Source organism: Bacillus sp. ISL-7 (assembly GCF_018613065.1).
On the sequence record NZ_JAGGQW010000085.1, the window covers coordinates 1 to 19,809 of the forward strand.

At 36.9% G+C, this 19,809-nt stretch carries 18 protein-coding genes and 5 pseudogenes; 6 read left to right on the forward strand and 17 right to left on the reverse strand.

Annotated features, from left to right (window positions below; genetic code table 11):
• From J7E66_RS28470 to J7E66_RS28490, 5 genes are all read right to left on the reverse strand, one after another.
• On the reverse strand, positions 1 to 556 hold a 556-nt coding region (locus J7E66_RS28470), incomplete at its 3' end, for an aldehyde dehydrogenase family protein (RefSeq protein WP_215006535.1).
• A 711-nt stretch (positions 557 to 1,267) separates the two neighbouring features.
• Complete coding sequence (locus J7E66_RS28475; protein WP_215006538.1) at positions 1,268 to 2,962, reverse strand: sigma-54 interaction domain-containing protein; 1,695 nt, start codon at positions 2,960 to 2,962, stop codon at positions 1,268 to 1,270.
• Between the two features lie 240 nt (positions 2,963 to 3,202).
• Positions 3,203 to 4,681, reverse strand: a complete 1,479-nt coding sequence (gene putP / locus J7E66_RS28480) for a sodium/proline symporter PutP (RefSeq protein WP_374103897.1) — start codon at positions 4,679 to 4,681, stop codon at positions 3,203 to 3,205.
• Between the two features lie 110 nt (positions 4,682 to 4,791).
• Positions 4,792 to 6,360: an L-glutamate gamma-semialdehyde dehydrogenase gene (gene pruA, locus J7E66_RS28485; protein ID WP_215006544.1), complete on the reverse strand. Its 1,569-nt coding sequence runs from the start codon at positions 6,358 to 6,360 to the stop codon at positions 4,792 to 4,794.
• 30 nt (positions 6,361 to 6,390) lie between these two features.
• On the reverse strand, positions 6,391 to 7,305 hold the full coding sequence (locus tag J7E66_RS28490) for a proline dehydrogenase family protein (RefSeq protein ID WP_215006547.1): 915 nt from the start codon (positions 7,303 to 7,305) through the stop codon (positions 6,391 to 6,393).
• Positions 7,306 to 7,680: 375 nt separating this feature from the next.
• Between J7E66_RS28490 and J7E66_RS28495 the strand changes: the two genes are divergently transcribed.
• Both J7E66_RS28495 and J7E66_RS28500 read left to right on the forward strand, forming a co-directional pair.
• Positions 7,681 to 8,109 (forward strand): hypothetical protein, encoded by a 429-nt coding sequence (locus J7E66_RS28495; protein WP_215006550.1) that lies wholly within the window; start codon positions 7,681 to 7,683, stop codon positions 8,107 to 8,109.
• Positions 8,110 to 8,138: 29 nt separating this feature from the next.
• Positions 8,139 to 9,014, forward strand: a complete 876-nt coding sequence (locus tag J7E66_RS28500) for a nuclease-related domain-containing protein (RefSeq protein ID WP_215006553.1) — start codon at positions 8,139 to 8,141, stop codon at positions 9,012 to 9,014.
• Positions 9,015 to 9,461: 447 nt separating this feature from the next.
• Here J7E66_RS28500 and J7E66_RS33005 read toward each other — a convergent pair.
• The 4 genes and pseudogenes from J7E66_RS33005 to J7E66_RS28515 all read right to left on the reverse strand — a co-directional run.
• Positions 9,462 to 9,608 (reverse strand): annotated as a pseudogene (locus J7E66_RS33005) (hypothetical protein); the annotation flags it as partial.
• The gene (locus tag J7E66_RS32495) at positions 9,587 to 9,715 is read right to left on the reverse strand and encodes a hypothetical protein (RefSeq protein WP_285289267.1); all 129 of its coding nucleotides are present in this window, start codon (positions 9,713 to 9,715) and stop codon (positions 9,587 to 9,589) included. The pseudogene J7E66_RS33005 and the gene J7E66_RS32495, both read right to left, overlap by 22 nt.
• Before the next feature lie 57 nt (positions 9,716 to 9,772).
• A complete protein-coding gene (locus J7E66_RS28510; RefSeq protein WP_215006556.1) occupies positions 9,773 to 10,150 on the reverse strand; it encodes a hypothetical protein in 378 nt (125 codons plus the stop codon).
• A gap of 157 nt (positions 10,151 to 10,307) precedes the next feature.
• Entirely contained in the window at positions 10,308 to 11,459 is a 1,152-nt protein-coding gene (locus J7E66_RS28515; RefSeq protein WP_215006559.1) for a cation:proton antiporter, read from the reverse strand.
• A gap of 618 nt (positions 11,460 to 12,077) precedes the next feature.
• Between J7E66_RS28515 and J7E66_RS28520 the strand changes: the two genes are divergently transcribed.
• Entirely contained in the window at positions 12,078 to 12,398 is a 321-nt protein-coding gene (locus J7E66_RS28520; RefSeq protein WP_215006562.1) for a hypothetical protein, read from the forward strand.
• Positions 12,399 to 12,497: 99 nt separating this feature from the next.
• Here J7E66_RS28520 and J7E66_RS28525 read toward each other — a convergent pair.
• Positions 12,498 to 12,662 (reverse strand): annotated as a pseudogene (locus tag J7E66_RS28525) (DUF2935 domain-containing protein); the annotation flags it as partial.
• Positions 12,663 to 12,933: 271 nt separating this feature from the next.
• Positions 12,934 to 13,272, reverse strand: a complete 339-nt coding sequence (locus J7E66_RS28530; RefSeq protein ID WP_215006565.1) for a YmaF family protein — start codon at positions 13,270 to 13,272, stop codon at positions 12,934 to 12,936.
• A gap of 646 nt (positions 13,273 to 13,918) precedes the next feature.
• Between J7E66_RS28530 and J7E66_RS28535 the strand changes: the two genes are divergently transcribed.
• Positions 13,919 to 14,215 carry a hypothetical protein gene (locus J7E66_RS28535; RefSeq protein WP_215006568.1) on the forward strand — a complete coding sequence of 99 codons (297 nt, stop codon included), beginning with the start codon at positions 13,919 to 13,921 and terminating at the stop codon, positions 14,213 to 14,215.
• Positions 14,216 to 14,524: 309 nt separating this feature from the next.
• On the opposite strand, the pseudogene J7E66_RS28540 reads toward J7E66_RS28535, so the two are convergent.
• Together J7E66_RS28540 and J7E66_RS28545 are read right to left on the reverse strand one after the other, a co-directional pair.
• A pseudogene (locus J7E66_RS28540) lies at positions 14,525 to 14,914 on the reverse strand (cell wall hydrolase).
• Positions 14,912 to 15,145, reverse strand: a pseudogene (locus J7E66_RS28545) (IS110 family transposase); the annotation flags it as partial. The pseudogenes J7E66_RS28545 and J7E66_RS28540, both read right to left, overlap by 3 nt.
• A 360-nt stretch (positions 15,146 to 15,505) precedes the next feature.
• Between J7E66_RS28545 and J7E66_RS28550 the strand changes: the two are divergent.
• Positions 15,506 to 15,688 carry a hypothetical protein gene (locus J7E66_RS28550; RefSeq protein WP_215006571.1) on the forward strand — a complete coding sequence of 61 codons (183 nt, stop codon included), beginning with the start codon at positions 15,506 to 15,508 and terminating at the stop codon, positions 15,686 to 15,688.
• Between the two features lie 78 nt (positions 15,689 to 15,766).
• Here the strand turns inward: J7E66_RS28550 and J7E66_RS28555 are convergent, their stop codons facing one another.
• On the reverse strand, positions 15,767 to 15,934 hold the full coding sequence (locus tag J7E66_RS28555) for a hypothetical protein (RefSeq protein ID WP_215006574.1): 168 nt from the start codon (positions 15,932 to 15,934) through the stop codon (positions 15,767 to 15,769).
• A 201-nt stretch (positions 15,935 to 16,135) separates the two neighbouring features.
• Entirely contained in the window at positions 16,136 to 16,567 is a 432-nt protein-coding gene (locus tag J7E66_RS28560; RefSeq protein ID WP_215006577.1) for a DUF192 domain-containing protein, read from the reverse strand.
• A 160-nt stretch (positions 16,568 to 16,727) separates the two neighbouring features.
• Between J7E66_RS28560 and J7E66_RS28565 the strand changes: the two are divergent.
• Positions 16,728 to 17,290 (forward strand): annotated as a pseudogene (locus tag J7E66_RS28565) (tyrosine-type recombinase/integrase); the annotation flags it as partial.
• Positions 17,291 to 17,576: 286 nt separating this feature from the next.
• Here the strand turns inward: J7E66_RS28565 and J7E66_RS28570 are convergent.
• Together J7E66_RS28570 and J7E66_RS28575 are read right to left on the reverse strand one after the other, a co-directional pair.
• On the reverse strand, positions 17,577 to 18,020 hold the full coding sequence (locus J7E66_RS28570; RefSeq protein WP_215006580.1) for a carboxymuconolactone decarboxylase family protein: 444 nt from the start codon (positions 18,018 to 18,020) through the stop codon (positions 17,577 to 17,579).
• A gap of 255 nt (positions 18,021 to 18,275) precedes the next feature.
• Positions 18,276 to 19,256 carry an NADPH:quinone reductase gene (locus J7E66_RS28575; protein WP_215006583.1) on the reverse strand — a complete coding sequence of 327 codons (981 nt, stop codon included), beginning with the start codon at positions 19,254 to 19,256 and terminating at the stop codon, positions 18,276 to 18,278.
• Positions 19,257 to 19,809 lie beyond the last annotated feature (553 nt).

Below are 19,809 nucleotides of genomic sequence, written 5' to 3' on the forward strand. Positions count from 1 at the left end.
GTTTAAAGATGACTGCATTCCCAGAAATAAGTGCAGGTGCCAGTTTAGCAGCAGCTAAATTGACCGGATAGTTAAATGGAGGGATGGCTAGGACTACTCCCAGTGGAACACGATCAACAATCGCAATCTTAGACTTAGAACCGCCCGGGAAGCTATCTCCCTTCAAACTCTCTCCATTCATATGCATCGCTTCTTCTACCGTGTATCGAATGAAACCGGCAGTACGTACGACTTCACTCTTTGCATCTTTAAAACTTTTCCCAACTTCTTTCATAATGATTTCAGCAATTTCCTCTTGCATGTTTTCTAATTCATCTGCCCATTGATACAAAAACTTTGCCCGTTCTTGAAGCGAAGTTTCTGCCCAATTTTTTTGGGCTATATGAGCATAATCAATTGCCTCATCTACCTCTTCAGTTGTAATCGCCTGTACTTCTCCAATCACTTCATAAAGATAAGGTGACGTGATTTTAATTGTTTCACCAGACTTACTTTCTCTCCATTCCCCATTTATATAAAAAGGATGAGCTGTTAAGGATAATACGTTTGTTGGCATAATAAATCCTCCTTGAATTTTTTAATATATTTTGAATATATTGCAACATAATGGATTGGGACTTGAACTGTCCTGCATAGACATAAAATGTCCCGATTTGAGTAAAAAAAATTTTTCTTGTTACTTTTTTATTCTTTCAAGATCCGTCACTCCTTCATTGGGACCACTTTAGATTATATTTTTTAATTCCACAAAAAATATTATGGATCATATTAAGAAAAATAAACATAGTTTCTACAAAAGATATCAAAACATTACAAAAATAGACAAAATTCATTCATTATAAATCCTAACCATTCATAGATCCTTAATTCATAAATATTCTTTCCCCTTTATCTCAGATAATTTATCTATGGTACGAATTTATATCGAAACGTAGCCATGTTTCTCAAAGTAGGGGGCCTTCAGGGTAGCGTCAGGAAAATGCGGATTTACAACGTTATGGGAATTCCGATATTAAAAAGCCCAATTCCTTTGCACTAAAATTGAGGAATTCTTCCAGTTAATGGCCTTTAGTGGAGTATCATACTGGAGTATTGCAACATCGACAAGAACATAAAAAGAAAAATCCTGTTTAAATTAATACAGGATTTTAATCAAACATATTTTAAATTCACACCACACTATTAGACATATCTAAAATGTGTGGTCCTATTAATTTCAAGTGGTTTACTTAATAACCTAAATATAATTTTTGGGTGTATTTTCCGTTTAATTTAATCCAAATTCTTTTATTTTGTTATATAATGTCCCTCTTGAAATCCCTAAAAGGTTGGCAGCTGCACTTTTATTTCCATACGTTTTTCGTAATGCTTCTTCAATCTCTAACACTTCAGAGTTTATTACAACATCTTCCTGTTGATTGCTTTCCCCTATTGGGCTGTTCGTTTGTTTCACTATCAACTTACTCTTCATAGTATCAGGCAAATGTTCATCGGTAATAACGGATTTGTCATTAAGGAGAACCAACCGTTCCATCGTGTTTCTAAGCTCACGGATGTTTCCTGGCCAATCATAGTTCACTAACTGGTTCATCGTTTCAGAAGTGATCTCCGGTACCGGCTTTTTATACTTAGAGCTGAATTCTTGTATATAATTCTGGGCATGAGCAATGATATCCTCTTTTCTGGTTCTTAATGGCGGGATATCGATGGTAATAACGGATAAATGAAAATACAGCTGCTCGTTAAAATTTCCTTGTTTCACGAGAACCTCAATCGATTCTGAGGTGGAGGTAATGATTCGTGTGGGCGAGGTAATTTTCTCAACCCCACCCACCCGGTAAAAACCTTGATCAACCATATAATTTAATAGTTTCCCTTGGACCTGAAGCGGCATCTTATCAATATCTTCTATGAATAACGTACCTTCTAATGCTTGCTCGATCCGGCCGATTTGTAAGGTTTGTTGTTCCGCTGTAAAGGTTTCCTTTTGAAATCCGAAAAGTTCCATTTCCAACAAGGCAGGAGGGATGACCGAACAATTGAGGGTGATAAAAGGACCTTCGGCTTTTGTGCCCCCATAATGAATCGCTTGTGCCAGCATTTCCTTTCCAGACCCAGGTTCCCCTGTTAAATGAATGGGGATATCGGCATGGGCGACCTTTTGCGCAATCTTCAAGGTTTCCTGAAATTTAGGACTCCCGCTTACCAGGGTTGAAAAGGGATTGGACTTTTGCACAAGTAAGGTTGAGTTTGAATCCAATTCTTCGTTAAGCCGGATAATATTCGTGATATTATGTTCGGTCGCGACGCCGCCAATAATCTTATTTTCGATCATGATGGGTGAAGCGTTAATGAGAACATGTGTATCCTTATCAGGCCGATGATATTGTCCTCTTACCGGGCGTCCTTCATTTAAAATTCGGTGAAGGACAATCGATTCATCACGAAAGTGTTCCCCTATTTTTTTTCCGAGAATGTACTCTTTTTTAATCTTGTAGGTTTCTTCCGCTGTCGTATTCCAATAGACGACATGTCCAGCATGATCGACTGCTGTAACCGATTCATTAATCGTCTCCGCTAATGTCTGAAAATAAGCTGAAACTTGGCGGTTTTCAACCTCTAGCATTTCAATCCGCTTTTCAGCTGAAAGAACACCGATCATTCCCTTTTCGTTTTTAACAAGAACCGGTCTGCGCCAATCAACAGCGGTATCGATTTCATTGACATCAGAAATGACAGTGGATTTCTGCCAATGGAGCTGTTCAAGCCAATCAATAATGGGTATGGAGTCGTCGCCTAAGGCCATCAAACTGTTTTCATCATGAGTAATGATAAAGTAGGTTCCACCAGACACAATAACAAAATTGTACTCGTTAAGTTTCTTTTTTATTTCTAGTAAGGGTATATGATAATTTACTATTGTAAAGGAGTCATCCAGTATAAATGATGCACTTTTGAACATACTAAAATCCTTTCATGCTTTTTCTTCACTTTAACATAAATTTAACGGCTATTCTAGCGAACCAGCCCTTTTAGGTGTGATATCGTAATAGCCCAACATTAGGACTAACCTAATATGAATGAACATTAATAAAAAAAGCTGAACCCGTATGATTATTCGGGTATCAGCATTTTCACAAAAATATTCTATAAACCTACTCTTTTGGTTCAACCACCTGTTTCAGGGTCAACAGGATTATGGTCATGCCGAGTGTTTATACTGATCAAATTCTTTTTGTAATTGCGCACTCGGTTCGGGTGTCATTAAGCTGACAATCCAGATGGCAGTCAAGCCTACGATGAATCCTGGAATGATTTCGTATAAACTATTTTTTAATACCGGTACACTAGCCCAAATGATGACCGTGACGGCACCGCCAGCCATTCCGGCAAGAGCGCCCCATCTGTTCATCCGTTTCCAGTAAAGGCTCAGCAGAATGACAGGCCCAAAAGAGGCTCCAAAGCCAGCCCACGCGTATCCGACCAGCGATAAAATGGTTCCATTTTTATCAAAGGCAATCACAACTGAAATAATGGCAACTACTAACACCGATAGTCTGCTGATAAACAGTAGTTCTTTATCTGATGCTGAGCGGCGGAAGAACGTCTTATACACATCTTCAGTCAGTGAGCTTGCTGTCACAAGCAGCTGGGAAGAGATCGTACTCATCACCGCTGCTAATAAAGCTGCCAGTAAAAATCCAGTAATTAATGGATGAAATAAAATTCTACTTAGTTCAATAAAGACAGTCTCAGGATCAGATAGTGTGAGACCTTGTTTCGAATAGAAGGCCAATCCGATGAAACCAGTAAACATCGCACCACAGACAGAAAAAATCATCCAGCCCATACCAATTTGTCTTGCTTTTTTAATTTCTTTAACGGACGAAATAGCCATAAAGCGGACAATGATATGCGGCTGGCCAAAGTACCCCAAGCCCCATGCCATCAACGAAACAATTCCTAAAAAAGTGGTCCCTTTAAAAATATCAAATAACTTAGGATCGATCCCCTTTATTTCTTGAAATGCGGACCCAAATCCACCTATTTCCATAATGGTCACAGCTGGAACTAATATAAGTGCAGTTACCATAATTATACCTTGTACAAAATCGGTCCAGCTCACCGCTAGAAATCCGCCAAATAAGGTATAGGCAATCACAACTGCAGCGATAATCCAAAGTCCTGCCTGGTAATGAAGATTAAAGGTGGTTTCAAAAAGGACCCCTCCTGAAACCATTCCCGACGAGACATAGAACGTAAAAAAGACAATAATAATGAGTCCAGAAGTCAAGCGCAGCATATTCGAACGATCACCAAAACGGTTCTCAAGGAACGCTGGAATGGTCATCGAATTGTTGGCGTTCTCTGTATAAGTTCTTAACTGCGGTGCTACATAAAGCCAGTTTAAATAGGCCCCTATGGTTAAACCAATCGCAATCCATGAGGCACTCACACCTTGAGAAAACATCGCCCCGGGAAGACCCATGAGCAGCCAGCCGCTCATATCAGATGCCCCAGCACTAAGTGCTGTCACAGCAGGTCCCAGCCCTCTTCCGCCTAACATATAATCTTCTAGATTAGACGTTCGCTTGTAAGCAAAATAACCAATGATCAGCATACCCACCATATAAATACCGATAGAAATAAGAATCTGTGTATTCAAAAGCACATCCCCCATTCTGTTTTTGATTCTAAAAATCATATGAAGCGCTTACAATAAAAGTTTAAACACAGTTGTTTTTTGGGGAATCCCCCCCCTGTAGAGGGGGTTCCCTGTTTAGGATGTGATTAACGTTTTCTAGATTTCAGTTTCGCTTGCGTAAACAACAGCAGGTAATCGTATCCGCCAGCTTTTGAATCGGTGCCTGACATGTTGAATCCGCCAAATGGATGAGCACCAACTAATGCACCCGTACACTTTTTATTAATATAAAGATTTCCGCAATACATGTTTTCTAGGGCATACTGAATGCGTTCTTCATCCTGGGAATGATAAGCGCCCGTCAAACCATAGTCCGTATCATTATAGATTTCAATCGCTTCCTGCCAGTCAGCTGCTTTTGCTAGGGCAAGGACCGGGCCAAAGATTTCCTCCTGCATGATCCGGGCTTTTGGTTGAACATCCGCAATCACGGTTGGCTCAATATAGAAGCCGTTCCCATCTGCTCTTGAGCCGCCTGTAAGCAATCGACCTTCTGTTTTGCCAATTTCGATATAGCCGATGATTTTATCCACTGATTTTTGGTCGATTACCGGTCCAATCGGATAATTCTCTTCAGGAAGACCAACCGTTAAATTTTTCGTTAACTCCGTTACTTTCTCAACCACTTCATCATAAACCGATTCCACAATAATCGCTCTAGAGCCCGCGGAACACTTTTGTCCTTGGAAGCCAAAAGCGGAAGCGACAATCGCCGCTGCTGCTGCATCTAAGTCGGCTGTTTCATCGACAACAACCCCGTCCTTGCCGCCCATCTCAGCAATGACACGCTTTAACCACAATTGGCCAGGCTGTACCTTTGATGCTCGTTCATAAATACGGCATCCTACTGCCCGTGAGCCTGTAAAAGAGATAAACCGAGTGCTTGGATGCTCGACCAAATACTCACCCACATCGATTCCATCCCCTGGCAAATAGTTGAGGACGCCTGAAGGAAGACCGACCTCTTCCATTAATTCCACAAATTTGGCGGCAACCACAGGAGTAGCATCAGCTGGTTTCAAAATAACCGTATTCCCTGAGACAATCGCTGCGACAGTGGTTCCTGCCATGATCGCTAGTGGGAAGTTAAACGGAGAAATGATAATCCCAACACCAAGAGGAATATAAGAAATTTGATTGTCTTCCCCTTCAATTTTTACAAGCGGCTGATGAATGCTTGTCTCGCTAAGGCGTATCATTTCTCTTGCATAGAATTCCATAAAATCGATGGCTTCTGCTGTATCAGCGTCAGCTTCAGCCCAGTTTTTCCCAGATTCATAGACAAGGTAAGAAGAAAACTCGTGCTTACGCTGTCTCATTAAATCTGCTGCTTTGAATAGATATTCCGCACGCTCAGCCGGAGCAACCTTTTTCCAGGTTTCAAAGGTTTTCAAGGCTTCCTGCATGGCTTTTTCAGCTAATTCCTTGTTCCCTTTACTAACGGACCCGATGACTTCATCTACATTTCCTGGATTAATGGAAATGGTTTGTTCTTCTGTAAATAACTTTTCATTGCCGATCACGAGCGGATACTTCCTGCCTAGCTCCGTTTTCACTTTTGCAAGAGCTGCAACCATCGATTGCATATTTTCTTCCAGAGAAAAATTTGTAAAAGGCTCATTTTTAAATGGTGTTTGTTGTGTTGCAGTTATCATAATCTTCCGACTCCTTTTTATGTGAAGTTGCTATTTTAATAGATTTTTTAGAACAAACCATACATTGGCTGGTCTTTCAGCCAACCGTCTCATAAAATAACCAAACCAGTCTACCCCGTAAGGCACATACACACGGACATTAAACCCTTCTTTTACTAGTTTTGCTTGAATATCCTCACAAATTCCATAGAGCATTTGAAACTCAAATTGTTCCTTTGGGATTCGGTGCTCCCTGACTAGCGTTTTTGTATAGTCAATCATCGCTGCATCATGGGTGGCCACCGCTGTATAGTTTCCGTTTAATAGATGCTGCTTAATAATTTTTTTAAAATTTTCATCTACATCCTTTTTCTCCGGAAAAGCAACGGTGGGAGACTCTTTGTATGCCCCTTTAACGAGACGCAGGTTTGCATTCAGTTGATTTAAGTCGTCGATATCCTGTTCTGTTCTAAAAAGGTAGGCTTGAATAACAAGTCCTACATTGTCATATTCCTTCCGAAGCTCTTTATAGATATCCAATGATACTTGACAGTGATCATAATCTTCCATATCGATTCTGACAAAATTCTGATGGAGTTTAGCCCGGTTAAGAATTTTACGCATATTCTTCATACATAACTCTCTGCTAATATCTAGGCCAAGCGAAGTCATTTTAAGAGAAAGATTGGAATTGACCCCTGCTTCGGCAATAGCATCGAGGGTTTGAACGCACATGGACGTTGATTCCTGTGCTTCTTCTTCTGTATAAACAAATTCCCCCAGGTGGTCTAAGGTGACCATTTTCCCATCACGATTCAATTTTTTCACGGAATCAATCGCTGTTTGGATGGATTCCCCTGCTACAAATCGCCCCGCTCCAAAACGCAAGCCGTATTTTTTTGCTAGTTTGTTAGCTGAGGTATTCTTCCCAAGCGATTGAAACATATTTCTCATTAATAATTCCATTGCCATCAAACCTCCTTCATAGAATGAACATTATTGTTTATTATGTAATGCCTTTACCCAATCTTATAACAGATTATACATAAGTGTCTATATATTTTTAAAATTTAAACATATTTGTTAACTTGTTAACCTGAATATACTCCTTGTTCAGTGAATTTTGAACACTATTGTAAGAAAATCAGACATAGTTTTTTATGAATGGTTTTACCTGCTATATATCAATTAGGACAATCTATGAAAAAGGCCCTGTAAGCGGCGATATCCCGCCACTCCATGCGATAGGAATAAAGTCTAAAGGAAAATAGATGGATTTACTTTCTCCTATCATTTCTTAAAAATAAGAGTAGTAGATTTTGAAAGGTAGCGATTGATAAAATGCTTTATATAAGAGATATTGAGGAAATAATTGAAAATACTTTGCAAGAGCACCAATTAACTATTGATTATGAAATGAACAATAAACTACTTTCACCTATGAGCTTTAATGTATCGACGAATACGATTAAGTTTAACTATTTACAAATTAATGGATATATTGCAAATATTAACTTTAAAATTAAAGAGACGGATGAAGATTGTGTTAAAATTATCCTATATCGCCAACTCGGTTATTACTTAGAATTTAAGAATAACAAACATGATTTAAGGGTATTAAAATATTTCGAGGATGAAGAAAAAGCACAGCTTCTAGCTAAAATAGAAACGAATGCTTGGGATTCTGGCAGAACATTGGTACCTGAAAAATTAGTAGATTCCTATGATAAAGTCCGAGAATTAGATAAAATGCTATTAAAAAACTATTAAATCTGATCTGGTAGACAAGGAGAAATGAAATGACCTGGTTAATTATTTCTACAGTACTAGCTGCATCTGTCGCTTGGCTTATTTTTATCGTAAAAAAGGAAAAGGCGAAACAAAAAGAAATGAGAAGCAACCATTTCCAAGAGGTAACAGCCATTAAAGAATGGCAAAAGGCTTCGATGGAAACAGCAGCAACTAAATTCGATGAGAAGGTCATGCTTTTGAACGAATCATTCCAACGTGAAATAGAAAAACTGTTGATCGAAAATGAAGTGATTCGGAAAAATTATCGAAATGGTGAGGAAATCATTACCCATCAGTTCCTTGAAAATTTCAAATCAGATCTAGTTAGAAAAACACTCATTTCACCAGATGAAATGATCATTATGCCGAACATTTTTATTCCTGAGATTAACGGTAATACGCGGCAGATCGATCACATCGTCCTTTTATCAACCGGTATATATGTAATAGAAACAAAACACTGGAAAGGCCACATCGTTTTGGGATTAAAAAGAATGGGCAGCCACAAGTTTTCGTTCTTAACAGAGATAGTAGACAGTGAAAAAGAGGAAACGCTCGTATTTGATAAGGATGAGTCAGGAGCATTAACTGTGAAGACGTATGAAAATCCAATTAGTCAGGTTCAGGAGACAGCCGTCATCCTATCCAATTATTTACAAGGTCAAGATATTACAACATGGATCAACACCTTGGTATTCTTTAATTACGATGAAAAAGAAAAAGAGGTTCACGATTGGTCGGATAACAGCATCGTAAAACGGGTTACTGATAAAGAACAGTTACAACAGTATTTTATCCATGAGCTTACCTCCAAAGATAGAATCTATGGGGCTTTTCAGCTTCAAAATATTAAACATCTGATCGAAAACGCTAATTACATTTAAGTTTGCAAGAATTTAAGAGGAGTCCAAGTGAGGAAATATAGTAATGGGGGTCAGACCCCCATTACTTTAAAATATTAAACCACTAAAATAACCTCCACTCCTTAGGTAATTCTAATTTGTGTAAGAGTAAGGGACACTGTCCCATACCCTTGCCAACTCAAATAATGGAATTTAATTTATCAGAGTACAATACTTGAAAATCTCAAACTTTTAATCACCCTTGTAATCTAAAATTGATATCTCATTAAACGAAGTCATTTTAATGTAGTGCAATTTTCATTGACTTCGCCACATGGACAAATCCAGGGGATTCTTTTTTAACCTTCATCAAAGTCGCCTTTCGGCCGGGGCTTCCAGGACTTACTACTTCTCCAGTTCATTACGACATGTAGTAAAAACCACATACCGCAGCCCAATCATAGGCACTACGCCACTGCCCTTTTAGCCTCATTGTGCGAGACAATGGGAGCTAAAAGGACTCGGCGATACTTTGTATCTTCTATTTTTTGGTAGTTCCCGATTTTTCGTTAGCTGTTTATTGACAGACTTGTCCAAAATATTCATGGCACCTACTACATCCCGATGTCCTTTCGCGCCACAATGACAGTCGAAGTTTCGATTCCTTTGTTTGCGGTATTCTCAACATGATGGGCACGTGCCTGAAGTATAGGACTCTTCCAAAAGTTGGACTTTGACTCCATTGTTTTTTTCCATTGCTAAACCTGAGCTTTTTACCAGTTAATTTAATCGCTGCTTTTTTATATTTGAAGGAAAAGATTTTTTGTATTTCCAAGGATAACGCCACTGTTTCTCACCTTTTGAGCGTAACTCCCTTGTTCTTTTGCATGTTCTTCATGTAACTCGATGATCGATTGAATCGTTTGCGAGTGTAATTTATGTGTGGTGGCATTGTACCATTGCTTTTTTTCAGATGCACTTGTCCAAACCTTATATGCATCATATAGCCACCAATGGAGATCTAAGCAGTCATTCCACAGATTTGCTGCTTCCAAACGTAGAGTATCGACTAATCTTCTCTCCTCCCCGGTTAAACGGAGCGGAAATTTCTGAATGACAATATCTCCTTTCGATTCTTTTTTCTTCTGTTCTTTCATGTTCTTTTTATGGGGCTCCATTTCTTATTTCACCTTATAGCAGAACATTCGTTCTGTATTGAATAAACTTATTTTCATGGTAGCTTAAGTACAATATTTCACAATCTGTAACGATTAATCAATCAAAAAAAGCCAATGCCCATTTCAAGAACTGTACCTTTTTTAGGAAATTAAATAGTCAATTTGTATTTGTTTGTTGTTGAGTATTTGATTTAAAAAATAATTTCATCATCGGAGGAGTAACGATAGTTGTCACAAGTACCACTACAACTATAACAGCGAATATATCTTGGCTAAGCAGATTGGATTCTAAACCAATAGCAGCAATAATTAATGCAACTTCACCACGAGAAACCATTGCTGAACCTATCCCTAACGAACTATTCCAACCAAAACCAGCAGCTTTTGCACCAATAGCAGAACCAATTAATTTAGTTAAAATTGCTAAAACACTAAGAATAGCTATAAGAACTATATTTTCAGTAATACCAGCGAACTCCGAAGTTACACCAATCGAGGTAAAGAATACAGGTACAAATATAGAATAGCTAATCGTTTCAACCTTCTCAAAAACTTCGTGTTTGAAGTCTGTTACGCTAATTACTACGCCCGCAATATAGGCACCAATGATTGCTGCAACCCCTGTATATTCTGCTAAGTAAGCATACACAAAACAAATAATTAGAGCAGAGGAAATAACTGTTTCTGTTACTCTTAATGATGAGAACTTCTTCAAAAACCAAGGAATTACCTTCCATCCAACAAGAATAGCGCCCGCAAAGAAAATCACTTTCTTTAAAATAACAGTGGTTAAATTTACATCTCCACCTGCAAAACTCATTAAGAATGCTAATGCAATGATTACTACCACATCATCGATTACGGCTGCTCCTAATATCGTGGATCCTTCAGGTGTTTTTAATCGGTTCATCTCTTTGAGTGCTTGAACCGATATACTTACACTTGTTGCAGAAAGTAGTAGTCCCAAAAACCAAGATTCCATCGAAGTTAAGTTTAATACGATCCCAGTAAAGTAACCTAATACAAGCGGAACAATAATGCCTCCAAAACCAACTAAGGTTGAGGCCTTACCCGTTCGTTTGAATTCATCTATATCTGTTTCCAATCCAGCAACAAACATTAATAATATAACTCCGATTTGACTAAATTCAGCTAATGTTTCTGTTTCATTCACTAATCCAAGAACCGATGGTCCAAGTACAATTCCAATGAGAAGTTTCCCAAGAACAGAAGGCTGACCTAATCTAACACTAAGGCTTCCTGCTATTTTTGATGCAATTAGAATAATGGCTAATTGTAGTATTAACATTTAAATTACCACCTTTCGTTATTATCATTTGACATTGTTTATTAAAAATACAAAAAGAGCCTATTACCAAAGGACATAATTATCCCTTGGTGACAGAATCCTCCAAATACACTCAGTTTTTTATTAGTTTTTCTATAACATAAATAGTATTAGAAATTTATTTTTTTATGTTTTTATTATTTAAACTATTCAATTCTTATTAAAATAAACTGATCCATTAGTAAAAAAGAGAATGCTTTATTGAATAATACTGCCCCGTTAGCCGTCTATGAAGCGCAAAAATCAGCGCTTCACCACAGAGAATGAAAATGGTTAGGAAGTGTCAATACTGATACTGACCTTAATCCAGTCAACCCTAATCCATAGACTTATTAATCATCGCTCTTCTCTTTTTTTTAACGATTGAGCAGGGTCTTCGTATTGTCATTTTTCTAAACTTGAAGAAACTTATTTTAATGGTAGTTTAAGTACAATGTTTCACAAACTTACTTTGAATTAAGAAAAAGGCTTTCGGAACAGTATTAACTAATTCGTTTGCGCTTTGTGACAGGCGAACTTGCACTTTCGTATAATGAAAATAGATGGAATACCGATAAAAAATAAGATGGTGAAGCTGGTATGAGAATAAATTTATCAGAGAAACAAATGGCGGAAATAAAACGAATAGTTCAAAAAGAACTTTTCATAAAAGGAATAGAACCAACAGATGAATATCTATTTATCCACTGTTTTTCGAAAATACAGAAAGAAACCGTCTATTATCATTTGTTAAGAGAAAATGATACGTTGATAATCCGCTGCTATGCACGCGTGTTTGACAACTTAGGTCTGAGCGTAATGATCAGAAGCGCAGCAAAAAATGTATTTGAATATCTGGTAAACCAAACTGGATTACAAAACACAATCTATATAGAAAACGGGATAGAGTTTAAATTTTAAAAAAGAAGGACCCTAAAGTTAAAAATATATGGACAATTAAAATTTGATAGATAAAGCCTGTATCAGTGATTACCAAGTAATCATTAATACAGGCTTTGATCGGTAAAATTGATTCGCCTCTTGAATTAGTTGAGTTTCCTCTGCTCTAAAACCCAATCGAAGAAATAAAGAATGTTCTTTCATGATCCTAGCCCAAAAACGTATTTCATTTAAAGAGCGTTCAACAAACAATCCAGATGTAACACCTGTATTAGCATGAAATATGGTTTTATCCCCGTTCTTTTGGAAGCCCCCTAATTACTGCACTTGTTCTATTCTTAGTAACAAAGTCATTTAAATATACTTAGAGCAAAAGCTCAGTTAAATTGTGCAATTTTTCATAATCTAAAAAAAACGATCTTCATCTGACATTGATATTACTGTTTAGAAAAATGAAGCCCGCCTACTTATTTTGTTAAGTAAAAATAAATAACCAACCTATCAAAGTTTAGGTTGGTTTACTGTTTTTTTGCTAAATATAGAATTATTTTATTTTCTACTTATTACCTGGAGCTGCCTGGTCAACACCTTTAATATGGTGTCTATGTCCATCGTCTTCCGTTGTATAAAAATCATAATAATGAACATGCATTCCATTTCCCACTGGAATAGCAGGTCCTGAATGAGCCTTATAATGATGGGTATGCCCGTTTTCAAAGACCACATATCCCTCCGTATAATGAATATGGCTACCGTCCTGAGTTGGAATCGCAGGAGAAGTAACATCTAAACACTGATGAACATGCCCTGCCTCCATCGAAGTATAATCAACAGAGCCATGATTATGGTGAGGTACCATCCCTTTTACAAAATCATCTTTTCCTACCTTAACCATTGCCTCCACCCCTTCTTTTCTACAACTATATTACTAAGGATATTTATTAATTAAACAAAATATGTTCGTGAAACAAGTTAAAATATTTGAATGATCTTATGTAGCTCTTTCTAAACCTCTAAAGAAATTTTGATTTCCGTCTTTATCAAGTTCTCTTCTGAACACTTAAACCATCTCCTTGTCCAATTTTCGTCGTTAACCTATTCCTGTCTAACCTCTCCGAAAAAACTATCTAATGATATTGGAACACCTATCAGGTATTCCTCAACGGTCCATTCTAAGTGATACTTCTTTTTTTAGTCGTACTCTAGGTCATAGATTTATTATTTCTGAAAAGGCAAAACCCCATTCTCGTTAATCTTTTTCCGCTCCTGAGCTTCTATATCTAAAACTAGCTGTGTGATGTCATTACCTCCATTCACAATAACTTGTTCCATTTCTAGGTCATAGGGCATTTCTATTTATTTGCTTCCACCACTGGTAAGCAACAAATTCAGACCGTTTACCTCTTGGTGGAAGGTTGTATATACACATTAGTGTCATACTGTTCATTTAAATATTTTGATTGGAATTAATGTACACTTGTCCAAAACTTGTCCCTCTTTTAAACTAAATATATTCAGAACCATTAAAGGGAGAAAACAACGTGAACAAAATACTTGCATTTTTAGCAACCTTTTCGATTCTTATGGCTCTAAATTTCGGTGCAGCATATCTTTTTCAAGTAAATATTGTTGATTTAACATTTCCAGTTGGAATACTTGGAATCCTAATTACCGCACAGAATAATCCAATGACCGACTTATTTAACAGCCAAACCTACATGGAGGTTGAGCGAAAAAGAGGAGCTAAATTTGGTAGAATTCCAATCTTAGCTTCCGTTGCTTATACTTTATTTTCGATTATCATTACATTCTTTTATTACAAAAGCTATTTCATTTAGTTTGAAATAAACCGTTCGTGTTGCCAACTGTTGGCAGCACTTTTGTTTAAGTATGCATTTTAGGTGAACTCCTTCTTAATTAACCTGCATCCGTTAACACAATAAAACAATGAGTAGCCAAAGCAACTCATTGTTTAACTCATGAACCCTTTAGTTTAAGTACAATATTTCACAATCTTGCTTTCTAGGATAAATACTATTACTCAATGTTTGATATATATATAAAGGGAATACCTGCTAACCAGGAAGCTCCCTTTTTATTTCGTGAGATAAAAATACACCAAAACAACGATTGAAAAAAGAGTAAGCTTAACTTCCGATATAAACACTAGCACAAGTACCAGCAATCGGTTCATAAAAACAATGTTCTTTATACTGACCAGCAAAAGGTTGATTATATTATGTTGGAGGACATGGACCTTCACCAACTGGATTAAAATACCAAAGAGAATACTTAGCTGGATTTACTCTCCAATAATTTAAATTTTGTTTTGCTAATCTTTTTTCAGAAGTTCTAGCTCTTTGATAAAAAACATTTCCTTTTTGTACTGCTTCAAAAGAATAATTTCCTCCTTGTATTTGAAATATTACATCATGAATGGTTCTTACATCTTTAAAATCTAAACAATCTGCTTTAGCACGATTTACAATTACATTCCCAACATATAACATTCCTTGTTTTCCTTCACCTTCTGCTATCCAGTTGTGAACCTGCGCTTGGACAGTTTGAAGATCATCAGTTAAAAGATTGCGAATTTTCTTTGCCACTCGGAGCTCGGCATAAACTCCTTGTGGGACAGTAGGTTCGGCGTATCTTCCGTCTTTGACCAGCTGAGCTATTACTTTGGCGTCCTTTACATCGTTTTTAGTTGGCGAATTATCATCGAGTTCCTTGCTTTTCTTAACGTGCAATGGGTTTACTGCCACAAACTTAATCCTCAATATAAAAAGTCATTTATAGTATCGGATAAACCAATTAAAGATTTATTAGTCGTATCCTCAATAAGAAAAGAAAAATAACGGTACATATTATGATTTCGTTGAAGAAGTGGTCAGTTTTTCGAATTACAAACATGATGATATAGTGGATGGTATGTCGCAAGCCTTGTTCCGTTTCGAAAAGACAGGGACAAGTACTTTTATTGGTCGTGCGTAAACTAGATTTATACTTCAATCCCTTATGGATCAAGGGTTCTCCTAATTTCCGCGAATGTAACCTTATATCTAGATTGTTACATTCATAATAGAAAATAATTTAAAAGTGCAAACTATTTTACAGGAGGTGAAAACATGCCAGACATGAAAAATATAACAGGTTTAAAAACAGCAGCTCAACCGACTAAAAACGGGGAAGGTATGCCATCTTTTGCAGGCTCCATTTCAGGCGGTGGTGAATCACCAGGAGCAACCGCTCGTGTTTCAACAAACTCAAATGCCCCCAATAACCCGGTTATTGCTCCACCAGAACATTAAGACAAAACAGAAGAAGCGATTGAATGATGTCCTCTAAGTCTTAAAAAAACGCCATTATTTGGCGTTTTAGTTTAAATATTAACGATTGTTGTTATTGTTACGACCTTTTTGTTGATTATTTTGACTATCACCAGTAACTGCGTCAACAACATTTTCAATTGCCTTGCCAATATTGTTCATAACTCCGCCGTTGTTATTGTTATTTTCACGATTATTATTTCCTTGACGATTATTTTGGTTTTCCATTTTGCTCACCTCCGATTTATAGAGTGTGCAAATTTTTAAAAAATTAACCCCTTAGACTTAAATAACATAAAAAATCCATTCTAACGAAGGGTCCTAGGGAGGGTTATCTCGAAAGAATGGACTAGCTAATCCTTAGGGGGAATTAGCCTCCATAAAAAAATCATCTCACCTCTACGAACTCATAGAGGTGAGATGATTTTTTTAAAACTTTACAAAATCCCCTTCTTTGATTTGATTCTTTTCAAACCATCCAAGATTGACTTCGAGAGCATAATGATAAGAAAGTTTCGGATCATAATTAGGACAATCATCCTCTTTACAAGGCACCATATCTAGTATTTTTAGAATTTTCCCATCTAAATCAAGAAATGCAATTGATAAAGGAATTAAGGTGTTTTTCATCCAAAAACCGCCATATGTTTTTCCTGAAAACACAAATAGCATCCCCTCGTTTTTGGGTAATTTTTCAACAAACATTAAGCCCTTATCTCTTTTTTCTTGAGTATCTGCAACTTGAACGGTTAATTTGGTTGTCCTTTCTCCACTAGATACTTTAATCATTTTTGTTTGAAGACCTCTTTCTTTTTCTTGACCAAAAAGAAAACCGATTAATTTTATTCTTTTTTTCAACATAGTCACTCACCTTGTATTTTCCCTTTATAATAAAAAGGAAGAAAGTTGGAGATAAAACGAAAACAAGAAGAAAAAAACCGAGAAAAACTCCTTTTCATTTCCAATACTTATAAAATGGTTTTACATTTAATACTTTATTTTCAATAACCACATCTACAATGCTAAAATAAAAGAACCTAAACCCGGGAAACGAATCCCTAAATTTTTGACCGAAGTGGAAATTGAGCATTTACGGGAAGCCTGCTGCTTCCCAATGGAAAAGGCTCTTTTTGAATTCATGTTCTCCACCAGGATACCTATTAGGAGAAATTGTTTCCTTAGATAGAAGCAGAATTAATGGGTCAAAACGTTCCGCTGTTATAAGAAGTAAAGGCGATAAGGAACGGGAGGTCTATTTTAATATCCGCTGTGAAATTTGGTTAAAACGATATGTGGATAATCGTGAAGACAGAGAATCCTTCTATTTTTGTCACAGAACGCGATCCTCATCGAATGAGCATTGTCCAGATGCGATACATTATTAAGAGGATTTCCAACCGCGCCGGCATCAACAAAGACATTCATCCACACCAACTAAGGCGCAGCTATGCAACTCTCCTATTGAATAATGGAGCACCTTTAGATGTTTTTCAAAGCTTATTAGGTCATGAAAAGAGTGAAACCACCTGGATATATGCCCAGCTAAGCGGAAGCATTAGACAGGGATTTTATAGGAGTTATTTTAACAATAAAAACAGCAACGCATCTCTACTGCGTTGCTGTTTTCACTATTGCCCCCGCAAGTTTAATTTCAATATTTCACAATCTTTCCTGTGTAATAAGAATAAAGGCGACCATCATACTGGAAAACTATAAAAAATTTTGAAATGGCATAAGGAAGACCAAGTAAGGGGGGATTTTTATACTCTATATAAGTATAAAGTGAAAAAATGCTTCCAACTTGGTTCATTTGGATGCCCTTTGTCTACATCCTGTAACGAACACCCAAATGATGATCGCCCGAGAATAATTATTTTTCAGTTGCTGTATTCCCCATTGCAATAGAAATTCTATTCCAACTATTAATTTGATTAATAATTAGAACAAGGTCAACATACTGTTTCTCGTCATAGTGTTCACGTACTCGTTGATAAAGCTCATCTGGAACACGTTTTGTCGGTATTAATGTCACATGTTCAGTTAACTCTAAAGCTACTTTTTCTTCATCTGTGTAAAATGTGCACTCTTTCCAAGCACTAATACAATATAAACGTTGTTCCGTTTCTCCCATTTTTCTAGCATCTGCTGTGTGCATATTCAAACAATATGCACACCCATTTATTTGGGAAGCCCGAATTTTTATAAGTTCACGAAGTTTACGGTCTATACCTGTAGTTTTTGTAAACTTCTCCATTTCCATCATTATATTAAGTGCCTCTGGTGCTACCTTGTAATAATCAATTCGTTGTTCCAATTTAATTACCTCCTAAAAAAGTTTATTCAATAAATAATTGAATTAAAAATAGAACTTTTAACTTAAATTTGATTAATAGCTATTTCATCAGTTGTTCCTCTTCAATTAAACTGCCCCGATAGCACAATAAGAAAACGGGATCGCCGCAGCCATCCCATCTTTAACATATGCACCCTTTAAATTTTTCACAATGTTTCAAAATAGTTGCCTTTTAATAAAAATTATTGAGTGAGTACTTTTAATTATGTAGAATAATTAGTCAATTATCAAAACAAGTTTACCATTCCCTATACCTTTTGCTAGCTGTTCAAAGCCCTGCGACGCTTGCTGGAGCGGAAAAGTTGTGCCAATAATTGGACGAAGTGCACCACTTGTTAGCATGCCAATTACACCATGAATGCTTTGTTCATATTCATCTTTTGGTGCGTTCCAAAGAGATGTTGCTAAAATATCACATTCCTTTTGCATTGCAAGTCGTGGATTTATTTCTATTGAACCACGATTTCCAATAATTACTATTTTACCAAATGGTGCAATCAGCTTAAAATCTGTTTCTAAATTCTTATTTGCTAAAAACTCAATAATTACATCAGGTCTATTGCCATCTGTTAAGTCTAGCACATCTTCAATCGTTGCTTCTGTCACATGATCAATGACAAAATCTGCACCAGCTTGCTGAACCATTTTTTTACCCTCTGGCTTACTTGCTGTTCCAATTACTTTAGCACCGTGAGATTTCGCCATTTGCACAACCTGTAATCCAACCCCACCACTGGCTCCATGAATAAACACGGTTTGACCAGGCTTCAGACAGGCACGTTGAAATAGTGCACGATATGCTGTTAATGCAGGTACCCCTAATGCTGCACCTTGTTCAAAAGATAGATGGTCTGGTAATGGATGAACCAATGTTGCATCACATACTACTTTTTGTGCAAATGTGCCTGTACTATAACTTCGCATTAAGGACGCAATAAATACACGATCACCAACATGAACATTTGTGACTTCTTCTCCAATTGCCTCCACAATCCCAGCACCGTCTAAGCCTGGGGTATAAGGCAACTGAGGTATACAAAACGCATATGTACCTGTTAATGTGTAAGTATCACTCGGATTGAAGCCCGCCGCATATAATCGAACACATACCTCTCCCTTTCCTGCTACTACATCCCCAACTTCTGTATAAACTAATTTCTCAGGTCCTCCAAATTGTGTAACTTGAATTGCTTTCATGTTACCAACCTCCTCGTAGTTATTATATATCGAAAGATTAGAATTCACAGTAATATATAGGTTTGAATTATTAGTTCCCACAAATTCGTACATTAAATTACTACTTCCTACTCTTAAAAAACGATAACTTATTCAGCTAACCTGCCACTTTAGTTCATTAAGAAAAGGCTGCCGTAATTAGCAGCCAGATTTTAAGGAAAGCCCCCTTCATCTTAAGTGAAGTTCTTAGCAATTCAGCTGTTACACAAAAAAGAGTTATTTTAACACTAAATAAATAAAGACAAAACACAAGGATTTCTTGGGAAACAGTCTCTAAAAATAGCACTAGCGCCGTTCCATTTTTCTGTTTTGTACATACTTTGTGATTACGAACGAAAAGAAGGCCCTGTACATGGCAGATGGTGCTTATGAAGCTGGTTTGCTCTAATCTTTGTATGTTTATATTTCTTATCATCGCTGGAGCAGCTTGGTATTAAAAGACCTCAATAACGGCTGGAGGTGTGCAAAACAACACACCTGTCCAATCCACTATTTTGTAAATACATAATTCATT